The sequence below is a fragment of the Algoriphagus sp. Y33 genome, assembly GCF_014838715.1.
Classification (GTDB): domain Bacteria; phylum Bacteroidota; class Bacteroidia; order Cytophagales; family Cyclobacteriaceae; genus Algoriphagus.
Window position 1 is genome coordinate 6,167,327 of the sequence record NZ_CP061947.1, and the last position, 16,237, is coordinate 6,183,563.

Here is a 16,237-nt window from a genome sequence, read left to right on the forward strand (position 1 = left end):
ACACAGAGGAATGATTATGTAGGCATTCCATGTGGCCATTGAAAAACAATTATAAACACATGAAACTGGCTGTTTATAAGCGCAGCGGCAGTTTAGGAATGATCTTAAATCCTTAACTGACTTGCGGTTAGCTGCTAACTGCGTAATTGTTGCAACAGATTGTTACACGGACAAAAAAAAACTATATGTTTAATAATAATTCGTCTGGCGTCATAACTCTGATTTCGCTTTCTTTAAAATCCTTTATATTTCTAGTAATAATATAGTCAATATTCTCGATTGAAGATGCGCAGAAGATTTGAATAGAATCTTCAAAATCTTTGTGGTTTGAGCGAAGTCCTTTCTTTATTATAGCTAAATCCACAGCAATTACTTTTATATAGTCAAGTAGATTAGACAATACTTCACGTAACTCTTTTTCTTCTAAATATTTCTTTAGTAAGTAATGAGTCGTTGCTATCGAGTGGGATGAAGTGAAAATTTCTAGTTCACCTTCTTCAGCTTTTTGAAAAATTTCAATGGCATATTTACTAAAAGGTTTTCTGTCAGCAACGAGATCAACAATTATATTTGTATCTAAAAAAGCTTTACTCATAGGTGCTTGGATTCTAAAAAAGCTCTTAATTCCTTTTTCTCATCAAAGTCCTTTGGAAGCTTCACGGCGCCAACTATTTTTTTCAATTTAGGAGACAACTGATTTGGGGAACTTTCTTGTGTAAGCGTAATAAGATAGTTTTCAATTAGTTGGGATAAACTTCTTCCTGTATTTTTTGCATACGATTTAGCCCTGTCAATAATAGCCTTGTCAACTGTTAATGTGAGTTTAGTATTCATTGTACGTGTTTTTTTTTCAAACGTACGTATTTGGTTTATGGTTTCAAAACGACTCTCCCAATAGCAGGATTTAGAGCTTTATGTTCCCTGCAACCTATTGGCCACAAATTCACCACCACCCGAAAATGCACAAAACCAGACGGGAACCAAACTCATACTTTACACGATCCTTCAAAGTATACACCAGCCATTCACCAAAAGAAAATCTGTAATAACCGGAATCTGAAAAAAAAGAACAAACTAAAACCATATGCTTCTTACCTGAATTCTGCCAATCTATCTAAAGCTTTTCTTAATCGCCATCAGGGTGTTGCTAGAGTCCTTGGACTCAGACATGATTTTCAATTCCAGTTGATTTGAGGAAGCCCAGCTTTCTATAAATGCCAAGTCAAAAAATGATAGCTCATCTGTTACTTTATTGAATTTAACCCATCTGGTGCTCCATTTTTCGGAGTTGAGCGTCCATCTGTGCTTTTCAGAATCACTGAGTAAGCCGTCTTTGATGATCAGAATACCGTCGTTTGTCAAGCTTTTAAGGCACTTGTTCAGCACCTTATTTCTTTTCTCAGGGCTTAGGTAATGCAGCACATCCATTAAGATAATGGCTTCAGCAGGAGCTAAATCTATCTCCGAAATATCCGAGGCAATGAACTCCAGGGTGTCATCATTCAGGTAGCAATTCTCTGCAATGGCTATTTTATTTTCATCGTAATCTACCCCGATGATCTTTCTTTCCGGGTTTTTCAATTTCAGAAAATAGCTCAAAAATCCATTGCCACAGCCAAGGTCATAGATGCTGTTTTTTCCGGTCAGTTCACGGTGAATCAGTTCGTAATTACGCTTTTCATGCCTGTATTTTATCTTAAAATACCATTCTAAAATTGGTCCTTTATACAGATATGCATACGTAAGCGGTGTCTTCAGATAGTCTGTATCCTCTCTTTCCAGAGTGAATTGAGCATGTTCTGTTTTGAAATACTTTGTAATGTTCTTTGCACGCTGGCTATACCCATGACCAAAACTGTTGTCTGAGTTTGAAATTCTAGGAAGGACTTTCATATTTAAATACCCGCTCTTCACATAGTAATCACCTTTAGGTAAAGTATAATGCAGTCCATGCAGCAGCACCGGTGTAATGTCAATCTGCAGTAATTCGCTTAAGTAAAAAGCTCCTTTGTGGAACCGGGTCATTTTCCCGTCTACTGATCGGTGGCTCTCAGGGAAGACCAATACAGAGTAGCCGTCAGCGACCAGGCCTTGCAGCTTTTCCAAACTGTCTTCAATAGGCAGAAAGGCAGGAATGTAATCCGCAAATCGGATAAACTTGCCGAAAATAGGTGAATTGTAAACCCATGGGCCAACCAAAAACGTGATTTTCGGATGCTGCATTGCAATGTACAAGATATCCAGAAAAGAACTGTGGTTTGCTATGATCACCGAAGGTCTGGAAAAGTCCAGCAGCTCAAAATCATAGTAGCGCTTCTTGAGAAACACCATGAATTTCAACAAAGACCAGGTGAAAAATTGTATAAGTCGGTGCACAAAAAGTTTTTTGCTCTTCACTTTCCAGAATGGAATAAGCATCACGATCACGGTCAGTAGGGTGCTGATCATGCAACCAAGGAAGAAAAAAGTAAAGGCGAAAATACTAAAGATTAGTTCTAGTAAGGTATAGGGTGGTTTCCCTTGATTTGTCCGTCTGGTGATTAGCATGCTGTACAGAAAAGGCTGAACCACAAAACTCAGAATGACGATGGTACTGATCCCGATCACACTGATCGCGGCTATAGATCTGATTGCGGGATGCTGACCAAAGAACAAGACTCCTGTCCCAATAATTGTACTGATAGAAGAAAGCAAAATCCCTGCTTTGTTTGTAGCCAGACCGTTTTTTCCATACGTGTACTTAGTCTGCAATCCGTCGGTGATGAATATGGCAAAATCATCTCCCAAACCGAAGATGATCGTGGCGATCATAATATTGATAAAGTTGAACTTGATATCAAAAAGTGCCGCCAACCCCAAAATCCATAGCCAGCTTAACACCATTGGCAGAAAAGAAATCAGCGTCAATTCCAACCTGCCATAGACAAACAGCATGGTCACAAACACTAGCACACTGGCAATGACGAGGAGTAGGTTGAAGTCGGCTTTCACGGAATTGACCAGTGATTCTGCCACGCTTTCTCCATCTACGATAACTATTCCAGACACTGACTCAATCGTTTCTTTCAACTGCCCATACTCATCCTTGTCAAAAACTACCGTCGTGAGAATACTCGTGTTCCGGTCATGAATAATCAGCTTTTGAAGACTTTCAAACTGGGCAGCAAATTCAAACGTGTTGATTTTCTCAGGCGTTGATTGTATACTGCTTAGAAATGAAGAAAAAGCACGGGAGCTGAAGCCCAAGGAATCGGAAACCGTGGCAAATTGAGTGGTAAAATCTTCTTTCTTATCCCAAAAAGCCATCCAAGCTTCTGCTTTTTGTAAGATTTCTTCTTCCGGGAAAATAAAGGAACCAATAGAATTAACTTCCTTATTCTTTATCGAATTCTGAGTCAGCGTTTTGAAAAGTGCCCGGTTTCGCTCAGCAGCTTCATTTTCATTTCTTCCATGAGCCACTATGGTAATCCGCTTTTGGGTATCAGGATCTAGGTTTTGATGGGCTATCTCTTTCTTTTTGAGTTCCTCGGGATAGAAATTAAGCTTGTTTAGATCATTCTCAAACTCTACATCATTTGCATGAAAGGCAAGAAACCCTGTTGCCAGAAGGATGACTAATAGTATCCATTTAGGCTGTTTGATCTTTTCTGAGCTAAACTTTTCAATCAGGCTGTCCAGTTTTTTGCTGCCATTTTGCGTTGTTTTTTTGCCAAAAAGTTGGATTAGATGCGGCAAAAGGAACAGAATAAAAAGCAAGGTAAACAGGAGACTCAGCCCCGTAAACATACCAAAATCCTTCAGGGCTTCGGAATTAGCAAAAGTCAACGAAAAGAAGGCGATAATTGTGGTGATGCTGCTTACAATCAGTGGGAAAGCAATGCTATTTCGGGTTTTGAGTGCATCCTTGTCCTGACTCAGATGGGAGAAAAAGTGGAATGAATAATCCACCACGATTCCCATGATCACAGCACTTGCACTCAATGCCAATGGAGAAATCCCACCGGCGAAGAGGTAAATCAACGTGATGGATGCAGCAATCCCAAAAGTGCCTGGTAAAATAAAAAACAGAATGGTGGAAAGTCTGCGGTAATAAAAGTAGAGCAGTCCTATTATGAATAGGAGAGCTAAATTTATAGTGATAACAATGTCTTTCTTAATCTGACGTGCATTCGCTGATACAATCGTAAATGAGCCAAAATAATCGAGTTGGGCATGAGAAGGGTTCTGATTCCAAGAATCCCTGAAATCGGCAAGTTGGGTGTCAAGAAGTTGTACACTGTTTACTTCCTTAGGATCAAAAATAAGCTCGCCGTTAATCATGAGGCTCGTGCCATCGGTCGAGATGTAGAGTCCTTCTGTAGCAAGCATATTTTGAAGAGAAAGACCTTTTGAGAGATTTTTATAAGCCAATTGGTTAAAGTGGAGTGGGTCATTTGAGATGGACTGTGCCATACCAAAACCCTGAGCGCTGTTGAGCATTTTTTTGTTTGCTGCCAGAGCTGTTACGATGTTTTTTCTCTGTAGCAGACTGTCGATAGCGTCATAATCACTTTTTTCCAAAAACAAATAAAGATGGTCTTGGACGAATGAGTTGAAAACATCGGGATCTATATCGGATCGGTATTGAAATCCACCAAGTTGAGTGCCGAAGCTGTTCTTTAAACTTGTGATTAGCGCATTTCCTACACTGTCTATTTTATACTTATTTCCATGGAAATCCTGAATATCCACTGAGAAAAACACGGCTCGTTCACCCTTTTCGATCACCGGCTGCAGAGCATTCAAGTCTATGTTTTTAGGGATTGACTTGTTTAGATTTTCATGGATATCCAGATTCAAAGTGCTGTAAGCACCTGACAAAAGCACTAGAACACAAAGAAATACAGGGAGGTATTTAATCAATTCACGCATAAAAATCCAACTACCAATTCTGTGGTCTCAAAGTGCAATATTACAATCTACCTATGGAAGTTCTTCGCAACTTATTTAAATATTCGTTTAAAATAGGACTTCGGGTTTATCGGGATTACGAAATATCCTAGTTTTGTTATTTACAAGATTTTAGCGATATAATGGGAAATCTGCCAAGTGATTATCTGGGGTTGGAGAATATTAAGGAATATTATAGGAATGATAGTAGGTATGTATTGTCTGAAACCCAGCTTAAAAGGTCAATCCGCTCTTTCAATTTTTTAAGAGAATTCTCCAAAAACAAAGTGATTTATGGAATCAACACGGGGTTTGGGCCAATGGCACAGTATCGTATAGCCGAAGATGATCTAAGAGAACTTCAGTATAATCTGATACGCAGTCATGCCAATGGAACCGGTGGTTTTCTCTCTCCCGAGGCTACCAAGATTATTATGATCTGTAGGCTAAATACTTTGGCATTGGGTTTTTCAGGTACTAGTCCCAGAGTATTGGAGACCTTGGCGAACTATATCGAGCAGGGTATTTGTCCACTAATTCCACAGCATGGTGGAGTCGGAGCCAGCGGAGATTTGGTCCAATTGGCACATTTGGCGTTAGGACTGATAGGAGAGGGAAAAGCTTATTTCAACGATAAAATGATGCCTGTCTCCCAAGCACTCGTGCTTGCCAATCTCAAGCCTGCTGAGCTGGAACTCAGGGATGGATTGTCTCTTATTAATGGGACTTCCTGCATGAGTGGGTTGGCCACGATTAATCTAATCCATACATCCACGCTCTTACATTATAGTGTGTTGGCTTCCTCAGTGATGAATGAATTGACAGCCTCCTACACGGATTCCTTTAGCGAGGAACTTAATGGTGCGAAACTTCATCCGGGGCAGCAATATGTAGCTAAGAAAATGCGTGGTTTTTTGGCCGACGGAAGTGTATTGAAAAACAGAAAAGACCATCTCTTTAATGAGAAATATATAGATGGTCAGGAGTTTTTCTCCGAGAAAGTGCAGGAATATTACTCACTTAGATGTGTACCCCAGATCATCGGCCCTATTTACGATACTTTTTTGAATGCTAAGAAAATAGTGGAGGAGGAGATTAACTCGGCAAATGACAATCCCATAGTATGTGCTGATACCGAGAATGTATATCATGGAGGGAATTTTCATGGGGATTACATTTCCTTCGAGATGGACAAGCTTAAAATCGGCGTGACCAAGTTGAGCATGTTGATGGAAAGGCAGATTAATTACCTTTTGAATGATCGATTGAACAATAAATTTCCGGCTTTTTTAAATATGGGCAAATTGGGATTCAACTTCGGCTTACAGGGAATGCAATTCACAGCAGTGAGCACCACGGCTGAAAATCAATCGCTCAGTACATCTGTGTATGTTCATTCCATCCCTAATAATGGAGATAACCAGGATATTGTGAGTATGGGCACGAATTCAGCACTCATGGCGGAGCGGGTGATAAATAATACCTTTGAAGTATTGGCGGTCCAGTTGGTTGCGATTGCCCAGGCAATAGATATAGCTCAGAGCTACGATAGGCTTTCTTCGGCTTCGAAGAGTCTGTATGATTTTGTGAGGGGGGAAATAGGAGTGATAAAGGCCGATAAGCCCAACTATGAAGGATTGGCCAGATTAAAGACTAAGTTGTTACAAAGTAAAGCAGGAGTATAAAATGAGAGATTGTTGTTTGATTACCGGAGCCTCCAGAGGTATTGGAAAAACCATCGCCATCACGCTGGCTCAGGATTATGGATTTCATATTTTGATTAATTATGCGGAAAATGAGGCTGCTGCTATGGAGACTTTAACAGCTATAGAGACAAATGGCGGTTCTGGCGAGCTGATGCAATTCAAAGTTCAGGATTATGAAAATACCACGGAAGCAATAGAAACTTGGATCAAATCAAATCCTAAGGATCAGATTAAAGTGCTGGTGAATAACGCTGGAATTACTAAAGACAATCTGTTGGTTTTCATGGAAAAGGACGATTTTAATCAGGTGATCGATATCAATTTGCGGGGTACATATAATGTGACTAAGGCAGTGATCAATCATATGGTGAGAAAAAGATATGGACGCATCATCAATGTCGCTTCCCTTGCCGGGGTCAAAGGCGTGCCCGGACAGACGAATTACTCAGCTTCCAAGGGAGGTATGATTGCTTTTACCAAGTCTTTGGCGCAAGAAGTGGCAAAAAGAAAAATAACTGTGAATGCGGTAGCTCCGGGATTTATCAGCACTGATATGACGCAGGATTTGCCTGAGGATGAATTGAAAAAAATGATTCCAATGAATAGATTTGGTTCGCCGGAAGAAGTGGCGGGGACAGTTTCATTTCTTGTTTCTGAAAAAGCTGCCTATATCACCGGCGAAGTAATCAACATAAACGGAGGTATCTCATGAGCAGGGTAGTGATCACAGGCATGGGGATTTATTCCTGTATAGGCAAAAATCTGGAGGAAGTATTGCACTCCTTGCAAAATGGACTGAGTGGCATTTCCATTGATCCAACGAGAGAAGAAATGGGATTTCGGTCCAAGCTGGTAGGTATGGTAGAAGAGCCGGATTTAAAAGCTGTCTTGAACAGAAAACAACGGAATACGCTTAGTGAGGAAGCCAAGTATGCTGTCGTAGCTACAGAGGAAGCTTTGAAAACGGCAGGTTTGGATATCTCCTATTTTGAGGAGAATGAGGTGGGAGTGATTTATGGAAACGATTCTTCAGCTAAAGCAGTGATAGAAGCTGTAGATACGATCCGTGCAAAGAAGGATACTACGTTGGTAGGTTCAGGATCTATTTTTCAATCGATGAACAGTACTGTCACCATGAATTTAGCTACGATCTACAAGTTAAGGGGAATCAATTATACAGTCAGTGCAGCCTGTGCATCAGGTTCGCATGCCATCGGTATGGGATACCAATTGATCAAAGCCGGAATGCAAGAGATGATTATTGTCGGTGGAGCACAGGAAGTAAACCCTTTGGCCTTCGGGAGTTTTGATGGGTTGGGTGTATTTTCTACCCGTGAAGACAATCCTAAAGCTTCCTGCCGTCCTTTTGACAAAGATAGGGATGGACTCGTGGCAAGTGGAGGAGCAGCTACATTGATTATCGAAAGCTACGAGTCTGCTATAGCCCGGGGTGCCACTGTTTTGGCGGAATTGGTAGGTTATGGTTTTTCTTCCAATGGTGAGCATATCTCCAATCCCAACATAGACGGGCAGGTACGGTCTATCCGAATGGCACTTAAAGCAGCAGGTCTGAATGCTGAAGAAATCGACTATGTAAATGCACATGCTACATCTACTCCTGTGGGTGACAGATTTGAGGGAATGGCACTTAAAGAGGTCTTTGGATCGCAAACCCCCATCAGTTCTACTAAGTCTATGACAGGCCATGAATGCTGGATGGCAGGTGCCAGTGAGATTGTTTATTGCTTGCTGATGATGCATAATAATTTCATTGCGCCTAACATTAATTTCGAAAATCCAGATGAAGTTTCTTCGGAACTTAATATTATTGCACATTCAAAGAAAGCTGAGTTAAGCCATATAGTCTCTAATTCTTTTGGGTTTGGAGGCACTAATTCAACTTTAATTATAAAGAAAGTATGACGAAGGAAATCGTAATAGAGAGGATAAACAACTTCCTTGTGGAAGAATTTGAGGTGGATGAAAGCGTCATTGAACCTAATGCCAGTTTAAAAGACACATTGGAATTGGACAGTTTGGATTACGTGGATTTGGTAGTAGTGATTGAAAATAATTTTGGATTTAAAGTGACCGGAGAAGATTTTAAGTCTGTAAGTACTTATCAGGATTTTTACGATCTGATTTTTGATAAAGTGAGTGCGAAGTAATGGCTTCATGGACGGGTAGAAGTAGGGGGAATGTTCTTGGGTACAAAATAGTAGTAGGTTCTCTCCGCATCTTTGGCCTGTCCAATACGTACATTTTGCTTAAAGTAATTTCCTTTTATTACTATATTTTTGCGGGGGATCCCAAGGAGCATATTCTTGATTTCTATCAAAATCACATGGGCTTTTCTGCTCACAAGGCAAAAGCTCTATGCAAAGCAAATTTTTTTTTGTTAGCTCAAAGTATCCTCGATAAGATCGCACTGGCAATGGATTTGGGAGAGGATATTTTCTACCGGCAGGATGGTGAGGATCAACTGATACGAATGGCGAAATCAGGACAGGGTGGATTTGTTTTTTCTGCCCATGTGGGGAATTGGGATATTGCAGGTAATCTGCTTCAAAATCTGGATGTACCACTCAATGTGGTAATGTTCGAAAATGAGGAGCAAAAAATCAATAGCTACTTGGAGAGAATTGGATCAAAACCAAGTTTTAATATTATTCCGATCAAAGAAGATATGTCACATTTAGTGAAAATCTACAAACACTACAAACAGAAGGAATTGATCTGCATCAATGCGGACCGTTTTTTACCGGGATCGAAAACCATCTCGGCTAATTTTCTGAACTCAAAAGCACACTTTCCCGAAGGGCCTTTTTCCATAGCAAATAAGTTAAAAGCTGAATATACCTTCATTTTTGCGGTGAAGTACAGTAAATTTGGATATGAGTTCAGTGCAACCACACCACGTAAAGCGGATACCGACATCCATGAAATTGTAGAGAATTATGTGGTTGCTCTGGAGGAAAAAGTGAAGCAACATCCAGAGCAGTGGTTTAATTACTACGATTTTTATCAAGATCCATCTTAATGCCTTCAGCCCAACAATTACATAGAATTCCTGTTATATCCTTAATTCCTCAGCGTTCACCAATGGTGATGATCAGTAGAATTACAGCCTATTCGAAGGGGAAAGTCCAATCGGAATTTGATATTGAAGCGGAGAATATCTTTGTGAATCAAAATCTTTTTTCAGAATCGGGAATGTTGGAGAATATCGCTCAGACAGCGGCGGGAATGGTGGGATTGGAAGCTAGAGAGTTAGGAGAAGAAGTGCCTTTAGGGGTTATTGGAGGAATTAATAAAGTGAAAGTAACCGGTTTTGCGACAGTCTCCCAGACGATTACCACTCAAGTGGAAATCCTGCAGGAAGTGTTTAATATTACGCTAATCAGAGGTAAATGCTTTATCTTGGATAAATTGCTGATGGAATGTGAAATGAAAATTGTAATCAATCCGTGAAATTGAGCATGACGCAAGCAACACACACTGGGATGATTATAAGCCATGCAAAATTCCATGTGACTATTGAAAAACAGTTATAACCACATGAAATCGAGCCCATTTGAGGCAAACAGGTATGATCCCGTACCCACGACACACAGCGGGATGATTATAAATCCTGCGTCCCGATTATATTATGAGGAGCAGGGATTCTATCCCGTATCCTTCGTCACGGGACAGTTTCTGACCATTGAAAACAGTTATAACCACGCGAAATCGAGTATCTCGAAGGCGACACACAGAGGTATGATTATCCCATATGCGAGATTCCATGTGGCCAATAGAGAAGAATTATAAACACATGAAATATATAGAGGACGAAATACTGGTTAATATCCGTTTTTCCGAAGTAGATTCCTTGGGAATAGTCTGGCACGGAAATTACTTAAAGTTTTTTGAAGATGGTCGCGAAAATCTCGGACTGAAGTATGGTATGTCGTACCATGATCTCTATGAGAACAAGCTGATTTTGCCAATAGTCGATACTAGGTTGCAGTTTAAATCGGTGTTGAAATTCGGTCATGTGGCTCGTCTCGTCACGCGACTGCAGTATAATCAAGCTGCCAAAGTTATTTACAAATACACAGTTTATAATGAAACCACCGGTAAGCTGGCAGCTGTGGGAGAAACTACCCAAGTCTTTGTGAATGAAGAAATGGAATTGCAGTTGAATACTCCTCCGGTTTTTGAAAATTGGAAGTCTAATCAAGTATGGCTGGAAAAATAACGGTTTTTGTAGGAGGGGAAAATGTGATTTCACCATTAGGATGGGGGGTGCAGGAAGCTTTTTCCAATGCAAAGAATGGAAGAACCGGTCTCAAGGAATTGGAGCAGCCATTTCAGGGGATATCAAAATTGAATGCGGCTAAATTTGATGACTCTTCCTTCTCTACTGACTCAGCAATAGCGGAATTTGCCGGAGAAAGTTGCTATGGAAGTTTGGGAGAGTTGCATTTCGCACATCAATTGGAAGAGCGATGGCTGTTTGTGTTGAGTACTACAAAGGGTGATATTGTCCATTTGAAAAATGGCGATATGGAGCGTGCAAATCCCTATTATTTGATGCAACAGCTTCAGAAGGAATTACCGTTTCCTTCTGAAGGAAAGGTGATTTCATGTGCCTGTATTTCAGGATTGTCTGCATTGATTTATGCAGCGGACAAGATTGCCGCTGATCAAGTAGATCATGCGCTTGTAGTTGGGGCAGATCTACTTAGCGAATTTACCACACTGGGTTTCGAGTCTTTTTTCGCACTGGACACAGCACAATGCAAACCCTTTGACAAACATAGAAATGGATTGAATCTGGGAGAAGCAGCAGCAAGTGTTGTATTGTCGAAGGATAAAAGTCTCTTCAAATCCGAACCTTTCCGGTATCAGGGCGGAGCTACAAGCAATGATGCTAATCATATTTCGGGGCCTTCCCGGACGGGAGAAGGTCTTTACAGGGCAGTTTCAAGGGCGCTTAAAAACAGTGATTTATCGGCTGATCAGATTCAATTTGTATCAGCTCACGGAACCGGGACATTGTACAACGATGAAATGGAGGCTAAGGCTTTTAACCGATTGGGCTTGGGGAAAACGCCTTTGAATGGTTTGAAAGGCTATTTTGGACATACACTGGGAGCGAGTAGTCTGATCGAGCTCGCAATGACTATGCAGAGCATGCGAGTGGGCTTGCTGCTAAAGACATTTGGATGTTTGGATACAGGGACAGAAACTGAACTCAATGTATTAAAGGAAAATCTTGAAATTGACGTAAAACTTGCACTGAAAACGGCGTCGGGTTTTGGCGGCTGTAATGCGGCGGTTTTAATAGAAAAACAGTAAGAAATGGCAATACACGTAATCTCTTCCTGTAGTATTGAAAATGGCAATGTAACCGTCAACGGGAAAACTGTGTTTTCTCTTGAAAACGGAGACTTTTCCGAGTTCTTGAAGACAGCGTTTAAGGAGCTGGATTCTATCTACCCGAAGTTTTACAAGATGGATAAGCTATGCCAACTGGCATTTTTGGGATCAGAATATTTGTTGAAACAGACAAAGCAAACTTTCGGAGATGATGAAGTTGCCTTGGTTTTTTATAACGGGCAATCCAGTTTGGATACGGATTCAAAACATCAACAGCTAATTTATGAAAGGGCGAAAGTCAGCCCGGCGGTCTTTGTATATACCTTGCCGAACATTATGATGGGGGAAATAGCCATCAGAAATAAATGGTATGGAGAAAATCTGCTTATTTTGAAGCCAAGTTTTAATTTCGAAGAATGGACGATGGAAGCTGATTTGCTGATTTCCGGCGAAAAAGCCACCTATTGTCTTGGAGGCTGGATAGATGTATTTCAGGAGAATTATCAGCTGCAACTTTATCTGGTGGAAGCTGAGGGAGTTAAAATGTCTACATTAAGTATATAACTATGAGTTTACAGGAAGAAATAAAAAAGCATTTGATTGAGCAGTTGAATCTGGAAGATCTGGCTCCTGAGGATATTGCAGATGATCAGCCGCTTTTTGGGGACGCAGGCATAGGGTTGGATTCAATTGATGCACTGGAGATTATTGTGATCCTGGATAATCATTTCGGAGTAGTATTGGAAAATCCGGAGTTGGGAAGGGAAGTTTTTAAGTCAGTGAATACACTTGCAGATTATATTGTAAAAAGTCGGTCTTGACTAAGATTAATATTACCGGACTAGGAGTGGTGAGTGCTTTGGGTATCAGTGCAAAGCATCACTTCAATCAACTCAGATCGGGGATGATAGGCATAAGTCATCATCAGCGTGATGGACAGTATTTCTATGCCGGAAAAGTACCTTTTAACAATAGACAACTATCAAAATTAGGTGGAGTTGCTTTTTCAGAATATACCTCAAGAACGGCACTATTGGGGATTTTGGCTGCCAAAGAAGCCCTGGGTAGAACCGTTGTAGACTCTGGAATGCCTGCTGCATTTATCAATGGAACCACAGTAGGCGGAATGGATCTCAGTGAGAAATATTTCTCTTCAAAAGCCAAAGGTGAGCAGGGAGATGCAGCTCTTTTTCAAATGCATGACTTAGGTGCCAACTCAGCGTACATTGCGGAAAATATTGGTGATTTTGAGTATGTAAGTACAATTTCTACTGCATGTTCTTCAGCTGCAAATGCAATCATGTTAGGGGCGCAATTGATCCATTCGGGAGAATATCACCGTGTGCTGGTAGGCGGAACTGATGCGTTGTGCAACTTTACAACCGAAGGATTTAGATCTTTGATGGTTTATGATCCTCACTTATGCCAACCATTTGATGCAAATCGGCGTGGCCTAAATCTGGGTGAAGGAGCGGGCTGTTTGCTTTTGGAAAGTGACGAGAGTGTAAGGCAAAGCGGGAATCGAAGCCTTGCAAAACTTACAGGCTGGGCCAATCGCAACGATGCGTTTCATAACACCGGGACTTCTCCTGAAGGAATCGGCGCGCAAAAAGCCATGCGTACAGCCCTCGAAATAGCAGATCTTAAGCCTGATCAAATCAGCTACATCAATGCCCATGGTACTGGAACCCAGAATAACGATTCATCGGAATTGGTAGCCATGGAAGCTGTTTTCGGAGATAATCTCCCTGCATTCAGCTCTACCAAAGGAGCAACGGGACACACCTTGGCAGCTTCGGGAGCGATAGAAGCTGTCTTTGCGGTGCAAAGTTTACTTGAAAACTGCGCTTTTGGAAACTTCAGTATTACTGAGCCCATGACAGCATCTCATTCACTTTTGCGAAAAGCTGTTTCAAAAGACATTCATCACGTCATGTCAAATTCTTTCGGATTTGGCGGGAATTCCACCTCTTTGATTTTTTCTAAGAATTGATGAGAAAGCTATACATCCATCATGCGGTTTCGATTTCTGCCCAAGGCTTTTGGGAAGGTTTTTGTCTGTCGGATTTGAAGGAGGATCTGCAAGAATTCAGGGCTTTTGATCCGGACTACAAAACAGTGATTCCGGTAATGACATTGCGAAGGATGTCAAAAAGCACCAAAATGGCTTTGATGTGTGGTTTGACAATTTCCCAAAATGCTGCCTTGGATTGGGATGCGATAATTGTGGGAACGGGACTTGGGAATCTAGCGGATACGGAGAAGTTTTTGAATCTTATTTCAGGTTCTGCAGCAGGTTTGAATTCCCCGACTGCCTTTACTCAGTCCAGCCATAATACGCTTTCCGGGCAGCTTGCTTTGCAACTGAAGAATCACGGCTATAATATGACACATGTGCAGCGAAATTTTTCTTTTGAAAATGCCTTGAAAGATGCAACCCTTCAGTCCCAATCCGGAATGAATAACATTCTACTAGGGGTAGCAGATGAGTATATTCCCTTGCTTGATAGTTTGGCGAGAGAGGCGGGTTACGGGGAAGCGGACATTTCCCAATTAGGCGAAGGAGCGTCGTTTTTTCAGATGAGTGCCAATATTCCTTCAGAGATTTTTGTAAAGGATATCTTGATCAAGACGAAAGCTGAGAGCTTTTCTGAAGAAATTGATACTTTTTTAATGAAAAATCAGGTTGATAAGAAATTCTGTTTGCTTCTTACCACGGCCGATTTGAAAAGCAACTGCGATATGGATCAAAGATCTGTGGCAGGATTAGCGGGAAGATATATGACCAGCTCAGGCTTAGCGATGCATTTGGGATGTTCGTATTTATCAGAGAAAGCGTATCGGCATATCTTGATCTGTGCCACTTCAGCTACCGGTTTAGGCTTAACATTGCTTGGCCATGAGTAAAATTCAGGTTGCTTTGGGAATAGCCGTGCTGCTTGCGGTTGTGATTTTGACGACCTCAATTCCCAACTTATACTTGATTGCTTTGGCTGTAGGGTTTTCATTTTTTTTGTTTGCCATGGCCATGCTTATCAAACCGCAATTTTTTGTCAAGTATGTGTTGAAGACGACTGAAAATAATGTTTTGCTTAGTTTTGATGATGGACCCGATCCTGTGAATACGCCTTTGGTGTTGGATATTCTGAAAAAGCATAAGGTGACCGCCATGTTTTTTCTGATCGGGGAAAAAGTGAAGGGGAATGAAGCACTTATTCAGAGAATGCATGCAGAAGGGCATTTACTCGGAAGTCATTCATATAGTCATGATCCTATGATCGGTCTTTGGAGCAGAAAGAAGACGACCTTGGATATCGGTGACGGACATGATGCGTTGCAGATTATAATTCCTGAGGCGGGCAACTGGTATCGACCTCCATTTGGAGTTACTAATCCAAACATCGCCTTTGCACTCCAAAAATGCGGATTGCACGCTGTAGGATGGACGGTGAGAAGCTATGATACCGTCAAAAAAGATCCTGAAAAATTGCTTGAAAGTTTGAAGCGGAAAATAAAAGGATCAGATATTGTACTCTTGCATGATACACAAGCTTACACAGTCTCGATAGTGGAATCTTTGATAGTGGAACTGAAAAGAAAAAAAATGACCCTAAAAGCTGAATTGAATTAAATGCAATTTCTACTTACGCTCCTATTGTTTGTTACGCTGTCCGCTCCTGTTTTTGCCCAGAATCAGGATGCAGCTTTTGCCACCGGATTACAGGAACACTACAAGACTGTAAAATCCATAACGGCTGATTTTACCCAGCGAAAACAGAGCTTGCTATTTGATGAGCCACTGGTGTCCAGCGGTCTTTTTTATTATGAAAAACCTGACAAAATCCGCTGGGAACAACAAGACCCAAGTGCTACTTATTTTATCCTGAATAAGGATGAGGTAATTCAGTTTGATGGGGAAGCTATTAAAAAATCAACGGGCTTGAATATGCAGATGAGCATTTTCAGGCAGTTTATCCTGAGTACTGTGGATGGGTCTATCCTGAATGATCCTTCATTTGATAAGAGCTTTCTGGGCAAGAATGGCAAAATGTCCATCACACTAGTGCCTATGGATAAGCGGATGGCGAAGCGGTTGACGAAGATAGAACTGGTCTTTGATGAGAAAACGTTGCTGCTCGATCAGCTGAAAATGCACGAGAATCAGAACGATTTCACGGAAATTATTTTTACAAACCAGGAATTAAATACTAAGATTCCCGCATCAATTTTCCAATAAA

Annotated in this window: 18 protein-coding genes; 15 read left to right on the forward strand and 3 right to left on the reverse strand. The window is 41.1% G+C overall.

What is annotated here, in order from left to right; genetic code table 11:
- Nucleotides 1–181: 181 nt before the first annotated feature.
- The 3 genes from ID165_RS25470 to ID165_RS25480 all read right to left on the reverse strand — a co-directional run bounded on the left by ID165_RS25470 (nucleotide 182) and on the right by ID165_RS25480 (nucleotide 4,911).
- Nucleotides 182–595, reverse strand: a complete 414-nt coding sequence (locus ID165_RS25470) for a PIN domain-containing protein (protein ID WP_192348190.1) — start codon at nucleotides 593–595, stop codon at nucleotides 182–184.
- Nucleotides 592–834 (reverse strand): DUF6364 family protein, encoded by a 243-nt coding sequence (locus ID165_RS25475; RefSeq protein WP_192348191.1) that lies wholly within the window; start codon nucleotides 832–834, stop codon nucleotides 592–594. Before ID165_RS25475 ends, ID165_RS25470 begins: the two co-directional genes overlap by 4 nt.
- 276 nt (nucleotides 835–1,110) lie before the next feature.
- Entirely contained in the window at nucleotides 1,111–4,911 is a 3,801-nt protein-coding gene (locus ID165_RS25480) for a trifunctional MMPL family transporter/lysophospholipid acyltransferase/class I SAM-dependent methyltransferase (RefSeq protein WP_192348192.1), read from the reverse strand.
- Nucleotides 4,912–5,072: 161 nt separating this feature from the next.
- Between ID165_RS25480 and hutH the strand changes: the two genes are divergently transcribed.
- From hutH to ID165_RS25555, 15 genes are all read left to right on the forward strand, one after another.
- The gene (hutH, locus tag ID165_RS25485; protein WP_225586896.1) at nucleotides 5,073–6,614 is read left to right on the forward strand and encodes a histidine ammonia-lyase; all 1,542 of its coding nucleotides are present in this window, start codon (nucleotides 5,073–5,075) and stop codon (nucleotides 6,612–6,614) included.
- A gap of 1 nt (nucleotide 6,615) precedes the next feature.
- The gene (gene fabG, locus ID165_RS25490) at nucleotides 6,616–7,347 is read left to right on the forward strand and encodes a 3-oxoacyl-ACP reductase FabG (RefSeq protein ID WP_192348193.1); all 732 of its coding nucleotides are present in this window, start codon (nucleotides 6,616–6,618) and stop codon (nucleotides 7,345–7,347) included.
- Nucleotides 7,344–8,558: a beta-ketoacyl synthase gene (locus ID165_RS25495; RefSeq protein ID WP_192348194.1), complete on the forward strand. Its 1,215-nt coding sequence runs from the start codon at nucleotides 7,344–7,346 to the stop codon at nucleotides 8,556–8,558. Before fabG ends, ID165_RS25495 begins: the two co-directional genes overlap by 4 nt.
- Nucleotides 8,555–8,803, forward strand: coding sequence for an acyl carrier protein (locus ID165_RS25500; RefSeq protein ID WP_192348195.1), 249 nt, complete (start codon nucleotides 8,555–8,557; stop codon nucleotides 8,801–8,803). The genes ID165_RS25495 and ID165_RS25500 overlap by 4 nt, the downstream gene beginning before the upstream one ends.
- Entirely contained in the window at nucleotides 8,803–9,675 is an 873-nt protein-coding gene (locus tag ID165_RS25505) for a lysophospholipid acyltransferase family protein (protein ID WP_192348196.1), read from the forward strand. The genes ID165_RS25500 and ID165_RS25505 overlap by 1 nt, the downstream gene beginning before the upstream one ends.
- Nucleotides 9,675–10,106, forward strand: a complete 432-nt coding sequence (locus tag ID165_RS25510) for a pseudouridylate synthase (protein WP_192348197.1) — start codon at nucleotides 9,675–9,677, stop codon at nucleotides 10,104–10,106. The genes ID165_RS25505 and ID165_RS25510 overlap by 1 nt, the downstream gene beginning before the upstream one ends.
- 87 nt (nucleotides 10,107–10,193) lie before the next feature.
- Nucleotides 10,194–10,445, forward strand: coding sequence for a hypothetical protein (locus ID165_RS25515; protein WP_192348198.1), 252 nt, complete (start codon nucleotides 10,194–10,196; stop codon nucleotides 10,443–10,445).
- A gap of 4 nt (nucleotides 10,446–10,449) precedes the next feature.
- Nucleotides 10,450–10,875 carry a thioesterase family protein gene (locus tag ID165_RS25520; RefSeq protein ID WP_192348199.1) on the forward strand — a complete coding sequence of 142 codons (426 nt, stop codon included), beginning with the start codon at nucleotides 10,450–10,452 and terminating at the stop codon, nucleotides 10,873–10,875.
- The gene (locus ID165_RS25525) at nucleotides 10,860–11,978 is read left to right on the forward strand and encodes a beta-ketoacyl synthase (protein ID WP_192348200.1); all 1,119 of its coding nucleotides are present in this window, start codon (nucleotides 10,860–10,862) and stop codon (nucleotides 11,976–11,978) included. The genes ID165_RS25520 and ID165_RS25525 overlap by 16 nt, the downstream gene beginning before the upstream one ends.
- 3 nt (nucleotides 11,979–11,981) lie before the next feature.
- Nucleotides 11,982–12,563, forward strand: coding sequence for a 3-oxoacyl-ACP synthase (locus tag ID165_RS25530; RefSeq protein ID WP_192348201.1), 582 nt, complete (start codon nucleotides 11,982–11,984; stop codon nucleotides 12,561–12,563).
- A 2-nt stretch (nucleotides 12,564–12,565) separates the two neighbouring features.
- Nucleotides 12,566–12,820 carry a phosphopantetheine-binding protein gene (locus tag ID165_RS25535; protein ID WP_192348202.1) on the forward strand — a complete coding sequence of 85 codons (255 nt, stop codon included), beginning with the start codon at nucleotides 12,566–12,568 and terminating at the stop codon, nucleotides 12,818–12,820.
- On the forward strand, nucleotides 12,817–13,992 hold the full coding sequence (locus tag ID165_RS25540) for a beta-ketoacyl-[acyl-carrier-protein] synthase family protein (protein WP_192348203.1): 1,176 nt from the start codon (nucleotides 12,817–12,819) through the stop codon (nucleotides 13,990–13,992). Before ID165_RS25535 ends, ID165_RS25540 begins: the two co-directional genes overlap by 4 nt.
- On the forward strand, nucleotides 13,992–14,906 hold the full coding sequence (locus tag ID165_RS25545; RefSeq protein WP_192348204.1) for a beta-ketoacyl synthase chain length factor: 915 nt from the start codon (nucleotides 13,992–13,994) through the stop codon (nucleotides 14,904–14,906). The genes ID165_RS25540 and ID165_RS25545 overlap by 1 nt, the downstream gene beginning before the upstream one ends.
- Entirely contained in the window at nucleotides 14,899–15,630 is a 732-nt protein-coding gene (locus ID165_RS25550) for a polysaccharide deacetylase family protein (RefSeq protein ID WP_192348205.1), read from the forward strand. Before ID165_RS25545 ends, ID165_RS25550 begins: the two co-directional genes overlap by 8 nt.
- The gene (locus tag ID165_RS25555) at nucleotides 15,631–16,236 is read left to right on the forward strand and encodes an outer membrane lipoprotein carrier protein LolA (protein ID WP_192348206.1); all 606 of its coding nucleotides are present in this window, start codon (nucleotides 15,631–15,633) and stop codon (nucleotides 16,234–16,236) included. It begins immediately after the preceding gene.
- The last annotated feature ends 1 nt before the right edge of the window (nucleotide 16,237 follow it).